The organism is Streptomyces sp. NPDC057654, assembly GCF_042800135.1.
GTDB lineage: Bacteria > Actinomycetota > Actinomycetes > Streptomycetales > Streptomycetaceae > Streptomyces.
This window is the reverse complement of the sequence record NZ_JBHVHQ010001303.1, coordinates 1-1,594: the sequence shown is the minus strand read 5'-3', so window position 1 is coordinate 1,594 and position 1,594 is coordinate 1. Positions and strand designations below refer to the sequence as shown.

Sequence of the window (1,594 nt, the reverse complement as noted above, 5' to 3'; positions counted from 1 at the left end):
GCCCGTGGCGGGGACGTTCTGCTTACTGCGCCGGGGCCTCGATGGCCTCCGAGGTCAGCAGGCCGGCGTTGATCTCGCGGAGCGCGATCGACAGCGGCTTCTCGTGGACGTGCGTGTCCACCAGCGGGCCGACGTACTCCAGGAGGCCCTCGCCGAGCTGCGAGTAGTACGCGTTGATCTGGCGCGCGCGCTTGGCGGCGTAGATCACGAGGCTGTACTTCGAGTCGGTTGCCTCAAGCAGCTCATCAATCGGCGGGTTGATGATGCCCTCGGGCGCGGTCATAGAAGAGGACACGCTCTGCCTTCCGCTGCGTTGTACTGCGGGGGTCATCCCCCAGAGTTGCCGGGGATCACTCCCCGGAGTTATTCAGCATCAAGGCTAGCAGCTCACGGGCCACGTCCTCGACGGAGGTGTTGACGAGGGTGGAGTCGAACTCGGCCTCGGCGGCCAGCTCCACCTTGGCGGCGGCCAGCCGGCGCTCGATGACCTCGGGCGGCTCCGTGCCCCGGCCGGTGAGCCGGCGGACCAGCTCGTCCCAGCTCGGCGGGGCGAGGAAGGTCAGCCGGGCCTCGGGCATCGACTCGCGGACGAGCCGCGCGCCCTGGAGGTCGATCTCCAGGAGGACGGGCTCGCCCGCCTCCAGCCGCTTCAGGACCGCCTGCCGGGGTGTGCCGTAGCGGTTGCCCGCGAATTCGGCCCACTCCAGCAGTTCGCCGTTGGCGATGAGCTTGTCGAACTCCTCGTCGTCCACGAAGAAGTACTGCACCCCGTCCCGCTCGCCCGGCCGCGGCTTGCGGGTGGTGGCGGAGACCGAGAGCCATACCTCGGGGTGGACCTTGCGCATATGCGCGACGACCGTGCTCTTGCCGACCCCGGAGGGGCCGGAGAGCACGGTCAGCCGCGGATGTCTGGCCGGAGGGACGGGGGCCGTCCCCCGGGAGACTGGTGTACTCATGCAGCGATTATCCCGGTTCCCAGGAGTGCCTGGAAACGTCAGGCCGCCTTGCCGCCGAACTCGCGCTCCAGCGCGGCGATCTGGTTGGTGCCGAGACCGCGGACACGGCGGCTTTCGGAGATGCCGAGTCGCTCCATGATCTGTTTGGCGCGGACCTTGCCCACGCCGGGGAGCGACTCAAGCAGGGCTGAGACCTTCATCTTGCCGATGACGTCGTTCTTCTGTCCCTGCTCGATGACGTCATGCAGCGAGGCGCCGGAGTGCTTGAGTCGATTCTTGACCTCGGCGCGCTCCCGGCGAGCCGCGGCGGCCTTTTCTAGCGCGGCTGCGCGCTGTTCAGGGGTAAGGGGCGGAAGAGCCACGCCTACGTCACCTCGGATGTCGAACTGTCGGATACGGACCGGTGAGGAACCTAGTCGCCCCACACCTACGGAGCAACGAGCAACGCGCTTGCACGTTCGCTCTCGTCGGAGACTAGCGGCCGATCCCGCTCCAGTCAGCGAGAACAGGTGAAAACTCCTGGTCAGACTCGCTCGACTAGTACTTTTCCGGACATAACAACCAACAATTTTGACGTCAGCCGACCGCCGCGCGCACTTCTTCGGCGAACCGCGCGGCGGAAGCGCGCAGTCCGGCGG

At 67.3% G+C, this 1,594-nt stretch carries 3 protein-coding genes; all 3 read right to left on the bottom strand.

The window, feature by feature from the left end; translation table 11 throughout:
• Positions 1-22: 22 nt before the first annotated feature.
• The 3 genes from rpoZ to ACFU99_RS43055 are packed head-to-tail and all read right to left on the bottom strand — an operon-like array spanning position 23 to position 1,318.
• On the bottom strand, positions 23-295 hold the full coding sequence (gene rpoZ / locus ACFU99_RS43065) for a DNA-directed RNA polymerase subunit omega (RefSeq protein WP_030879741.1): 273 nt from the start codon (positions 293-295) through the stop codon (positions 23-25).
• A 55-nt stretch (positions 296-350) separates the two neighbouring features.
• On the bottom strand, positions 351-956 hold the full coding sequence (gmk, locus tag ACFU99_RS43060) for a guanylate kinase (RefSeq protein WP_384404084.1): 606 nt from the start codon (positions 954-956) through the stop codon (positions 351-353).
• Between the two features lie 38 nt (positions 957-994).
• Positions 995-1,318: an integration host factor gene (locus ACFU99_RS43055; RefSeq protein WP_030879735.1), complete on the bottom strand. Its 324-nt coding sequence runs from the start codon at positions 1,316-1,318 to the stop codon at positions 995-997.
• Positions 1,319-1,594: the final 276 nt, after the last annotated feature.